General features: G+C 75.3%; 5 protein-coding genes. All 5 read right to left on the reverse strand.

The genetic code is table 11. The features are described from left to right. The coding region (locus AB0J52_RS26495; RefSeq protein WP_500185005.1) for a class I SAM-dependent methyltransferase at positions 1-608 on the reverse strand (608 nt) is incomplete at its 3' end. Positions 609-735: 127 nt separating this feature from the next. Next, positions 736-2,550 carry a hypothetical protein gene (locus AB0J52_RS26500; protein WP_500185006.1) on the reverse strand — a complete coding sequence of 605 codons (1,815 nt, stop codon included), beginning with the start codon at positions 2,548-2,550 and terminating at the stop codon, positions 736-738. Positions 2,551-2,670: 120 nt separating this feature from the next. Continuing rightward, positions 2,671-3,528 (reverse strand): sugar phosphate nucleotidyltransferase, encoded by an 858-nt coding sequence (locus AB0J52_RS26505; protein WP_500185007.1) that lies wholly within the window; start codon positions 3,526-3,528, stop codon positions 2,671-2,673. Further along, on the reverse strand, positions 3,525-4,409 hold the full coding sequence (locus AB0J52_RS26510) for a class I SAM-dependent methyltransferase (RefSeq protein ID WP_500185009.1): 885 nt from the start codon (positions 4,407-4,409) through the stop codon (positions 3,525-3,527). The genes AB0J52_RS26505 and AB0J52_RS26510 overlap by 4 nt, the downstream gene beginning before the upstream one ends. Position 4,410: 1 nt before the next feature. Beyond that, positions 4,411-5,230: homocysteine S-methyltransferase family protein (locus AB0J52_RS26515; protein ID WP_500185011.1), on the reverse strand; the 820-nt coding region annotated here is incomplete at its 5' end.

A 5,230-nucleotide genomic window follows, 5' to 3' on the forward strand; every position in this document is an offset into this window, starting at 1 on the left:
GTCCACTCACGGGGCGTCCGGCGCCCGACGGCCGGGACCGGCCCGCGCCGGGTGACGACGCCGTGCCGGACGCGGAACGGGGAGAACCGGCCCGGCTCGTCCGCGAGCACGGCGGCGAACCGGCCGCCGGGCCGCAGCGCCGCCCGGACGGCCCGCAGCGCGCCCGCCCGGTCGGGCATGTAGGGCAGGCCGCAGCGGCAGACGGCCGCGTCGAACACCCCGGCCGGCACACCGAGGTCGGTCTCGGCCGCGACCGCGCGGAACTCGGCCTGCGGCATCCCGCGCTCGCGCGCCAGGGACCGGGCGGCGGCCACCATCGGCTCGGCGAGGTCCAGGCCGAGCACCCGGCCGGCGCGGCCGACCCGTTCGGCCGCGGCGAGCGCCGAGCCGCCCGCGCCGCAGGCCAGGTCGAGCACGCGGTCTCCCGGGCCGAGCCGGGCCAGCCGGAACATCCGCTCGTCCACCGGGCGGGCGGGCGCGGCGAGGTCCCGCCGGTACTCGGCCCAGCCGGGGGCGGCGAGCGTCCACTCGGCGCGCTGCTGCGCGCGGACCGCCTCGTCGAGCAGCCGCTCGGCGAGGCGGTCCGGCGACGCGCCGGCCGGGGTCACCGCGTCCCGCTCCGGAGCGCCGCGCGCCCGGCGCGCGTGGCCGTGACGCGCGCGTTCTCCCTGGTGTGCCCGCTCTCCAGGGCGTGCTCGCTCTCCATGGCGTGCCCGGTCATGGCGGCCGCCGGGGTCACCGGACGTCGGAGTCGGAGACGGCGAAGAGCACGCCGTGCGGACGGGCGTGGCCGGCGGTGCCGTGCGGCCAGCTCTCGCGGTCGAACGCGACGCAGGGCTGCCCGGTGTTCTCGTCCTTGAACGAGGTGTCGAGGGTGAGGCCGGTGCGCGGGTCGAAGTCGGTCATGCAGATCTTGTGGTCGCCGTCGATGCCGGCCTTGGCGATGAAGTAGTCGGCGGTGACGACCCGCTTGATCTGCGTGGTCTCGTGGTAGTAGCCGTCCGGGCCGCGCTGGAAGTGGTCCATGGAGCCCCAGTGCGGGCCGATGCCGACGCGGCCCTGGGGCCCGCCGATGCCGCCCTTGATCTGCTCGGCGCCGACCAGCGGCGGGCAGTCGGGGTCGGCTCCGCCGGCGGTGATCTCGGCCTGCGTGTCGATCCGGCACCTGGGGTGCGGGCCGGCCGCCAGCAGTTTCCGGACGTCGAGCACGAACAGCATGCCGCTGTTCTGGGCGAGCGGGTGGCGCGGGTCCGAGCCCATGACCGTCTGGAACAGGTACCGGTCGTCGGGGGTGAGCGCCAGCCAGCTGCTGCCCGCGTTGGAGCCGGTCAGCGGCGGGTTCAGGCCGAGCCGTTTGTAGGCGGTGCTGCTGTCGAAGACCTCCTGCCAGACCGGGTGGGGCGACATCACGTCCGGGGTGAAGTAGATGACGCCGCCCGCCATGGTCGAGGCGAACAGCCCCCGGTGGGACGGCTGGCTGGCCAGGGCGTTCTCCATGACCATGCGGTCCTCGTCGAAGGCCGCGAACTGGTCCTCGCGCGGCCCCGTGGGCAGGTACGAGACCGACAGCAGCTTCGGCCGGTCCCGGTTGGCGATGTCGAAGATCCGCACGGAGTTGCGCAGCAGGGTCGGGTCGGTGAGCTTGGTGTCGGGGTCGAGGTAGTTGCGGGCCTCGGCGAAGTCGCTCAGCACCAGCCGGTTGAGGTCCTCGCGGACCTGGAGGCCGTGCGGGTTGGCGCACGACGCGACGGGCAGCTGGGGGACGCTGTGGCACTTGGTCCGGTCCTCGCTCTGCCGGGTCGCCGCCGCGGTCTCGCTGGTCACCCTTCCCTTGGGGTCGAGCCGGATGAGCTCGCCGGGCGTCCCTCCGAAGCCGTTGCCGACACGGACCTGGCCGTCGGAGTAGGTGCAGGGGCCGGAGACGTCCGGGCCGCCGAGGTAGGACCCGTAGGCGTAGCCGTCCTTGGTGGTCCAGAAGGCGTCGGGCACCGAGCCGCAGGGGGTGTCCTTGCCGAGGGCGACGCCGGTGAGCCGCACCTCGGGCAGCCGGCTCACGTCGAAGACGTAGTCGGTGTCGGCGAACATGGTGCCGGCGTAGACGCGCTGGCCCTTGTGCCAGATGTACTGCATGTGGTGGGGCTCGCCCTGGGTGAGCGGGCCGATGGTGGCGGTGTTCATGACCTTGCCGTAGGTGGGCGAGCCCTTGGTGGCGTCGATGACGGCCAGGAAGTCCGGCGGGACGGCTCCGGTCGGCGAGGCGGACGTGCTGTGCGGGTGGCCGGTCGCGGCGGCCTTGGCGGGCGGGGAGCCCTCGGCTCCGGCCCAGGCGAGCACCCATTCGCGGCGGTGCGGCCCGCCGTGGTCGCGGACGAGGTGGTTCTCCACCCAGTACGTCTTGCCGTCGGAGCCCTTGACCGCCGATCTGACGACGCGCGCGCCCGGTTCCTCCGAACCGCACGACACGAGGACGAGGACGGCGGCCAGCAGCGATGCGGCGGCCGCCGCCAGGAATGACACTCGGCGCCGGTGCGGCGCGGCGAACACGTGCACGGGATCTCCTCTGCCCCTCAGGCACGGCAACTTTAAAAAAATATAGTTCTCTCTCCCGGAAAGACAAGGGGTGCGGACCCGGCGGCGGACCGCCGCCGCCACCCCGACCTCACCTCGACATCACCCGGACCTCGCACTGAAGCGCTCGTCCGCGCGCCGGTAGACCTCCGGGCTCGTCCCGACGTCGGACCACCAGCCCTGCACTTCCACATAGCGGAGCGTCCCCGCGCGGGCGTAGTGGCGGTTGAGGTCCCAGATCTCGACCTCGCCGCGCGCCGACGGCCGCAGGGACCGGACGAGGTCGAACGCGTCGCGGTGGTAGAGGTAGCAGCCGAGGTCCATCCAGCCGGGGCCGTGCCGGTCCGGGTCCTTGTCGCCGAGCGCCGTGACGCGGCCGTCCGCCACGCGGAGCGGCGTGTACCCGGCGGTGTCGGCGGTGCGGGTCGCGACGACCAGCGCGCCGTCCGGCTGGGCGGCGAAGGCGCGCACGCTCGGCCCGAGCGGGGCCTCGATCAGGACGTCGCCGCAGGCGACCATGAACTTGTCGGTGCGCAGGAGGTGCTCGGCCCGCGCGATCGCCGCCGCCATCCCGGCCCCCGACGGCGGCTGCCACACGTACCCGAGGCTGCGCAGGCCTAGGTGCCGGCCGTCGCGCAGGACGCGCAGGAAGTCCCCGGCGTGCCGGTCGTCGATGACCACCAGGACGTCCGCGACGCCCGCCCGGACGAGCTGGTCGACGACCCGCTCCACCAGCGGCCGGCCGCCCACGGGCAGCAGCTGCTTGCTGGTGCGGTCGGTCAGGGGCGCGAGCCTGGTGCCGCGCCCGCCGGCGAGGACGACCCCGGTGACCACCCCGGCCACCGGGCCGTCTAGGAGGCCGTCCGCGGGTTCGCTCTCCGGATCGGCCGCGGAATCGGTCGCCGAGCTGGCAGCCGACCGTGGCGGCGGTGCGGCCCTCGGGCGCGGCGGCGCGCTCACCGGTCGTCCTCCGGGTTCGCCGCCCGGACGCACAGGACGGCCGACGGGATCTGGACGCCGTCCGAACGCGTCCGGAAGCGGGCGACGGCGCTCTCGACGGCACTCCACGCCTCGCCGGCGTCCGGGGAGCCGTAGCGCTCGCGGATCCGGGCGAGCAGGAAGGGCGGCGTCACCGCGCGGGTGAACGCCACGTACGCGCCGACCGACTCGAACTCGAACGGCACCCGCGTCTCCTCGATCGACACGCCGGTGAAGCCCGCGGCGCGCAGCTCGCGGGTCAGGTCCTCGGGGTCGGACATGCTGAACGGGCCGGGCGTGCCCGGCGCGAGGGGAGGCAGGTCCAGGACGGAGCTCAGCGACGCGAAGCCGAGCGCCATCACCGGGGCGTCCGCCGCGGGCCCCCACACGGCGGCGGCGAGCACGCCCCCGGGCCTGAGGACGCGGCGCAGCCCCGTGAACGCCGCCACGTGGTCCACGGCGAACATCAGGCCCCAGCGGCTCAGCACCACGTCGAACGAACCGGGCGGAAACCCCTGTGCCTCCACGTCCGCCTCGGTGAACTCGACGTCCGCCGCGACCGGGCCGAGCCCGGCGGCGCGCCGCCGGGCGATCCGCAGCATCTCCGGGGAGATGTCGGTTGCGACGACGCGTCCGGTCCGGCCCACGCGGCGCGCGGCGCTCAGGGCGGGTTCGCCGAGGCCCGTCCCGACGTCCAGGACGCTCTGCCCTGGTCCGACGCCGCCGAGGTCGAGGAGCCGTCCGGTGACGACGGCCGCGCCGCGCTCGAACACCTCCCGTGCCTCGGCCCAGCCCGCGCTGAGGGAGTCCCAGGTGGCGCGCTGCGCCTCCTTGACGGCGCGCGCGTCGAGTGAAGTGCCCACCTCAGCCCTCCGTTCCAGCGGGAGACGGTCCGTCCACTCGGGCCCTGGCCGCCGCGAGGTGTTCGGACGTGGTGCCGCAGCAGCCGCCGAGGATGTCGGGGGCGTAGGCGTCCCGCCATCCGGCGAGCAGGTCGGCGAAGGCGTCCGGGTCGAGCGCGGACGGCAGGGCCTCGTCCACATGCGTCCAGCGGTTCGCGCCCTCGCGGACCTCGTTGTTGGGGTAGCAGCCGATCGGCCCGGAGCAGGCCGCGCGCAGCTCGGCGAGCGCCTTCTCGGCGTCGCCCGGCGCGGTGCAGTTGACCAGGACGGCCTCGGCGCCGTCGCGTTCGGCGGCGGCCGCGGCGTCCGCCAGCCGCTCCCCCGACAGCAGCCGCCCGTCCGCCGCGCAGACGAACGACACCCAGGCGCGTCCGCCCACCGCCTGCACCTGCTCCAGCGCGATCCGCGCCTCCCGCTCGGTGTTCATGGTCTCGATGAGGACGAGGTCGACGCCGACCCGCTGGAGCTCGGTGGCCAGCCAGCGGTGCTCGGCGGCGAGCTCGCCGTCCGGGGGCACCAGGTCGGGGCGGTAGCAGTCCTCCACGGGGGCCATGGACGCCGCGACCAGGGCGTTCCCGGTGCCGCGCGCGGCGCGGGCGACGCCGACCGCGGCGTGGACCATCCAGGCGAGCCCGGCCTCGTCCAGCCCGATCCGGCGCAGGGCCCGCAGGTTGCAGCGGAACGTCGCGGCCGTGACCACGCCGGCGCCCGCCGCCAGGTGTCCCTCGTGGACGGCGCGCAGCGCCTCGCGGCGCGGCTCGGTGGTGAGCGCCCGCGTCGTC

Source organism: Spirillospora sp. NPDC049652 (genome assembly GCF_040675125.1).
Taxonomy (GTDB): domain Bacteria; phylum Actinomycetota; class Actinomycetes; order Streptosporangiales; family Streptosporangiaceae; genus Spirillospora.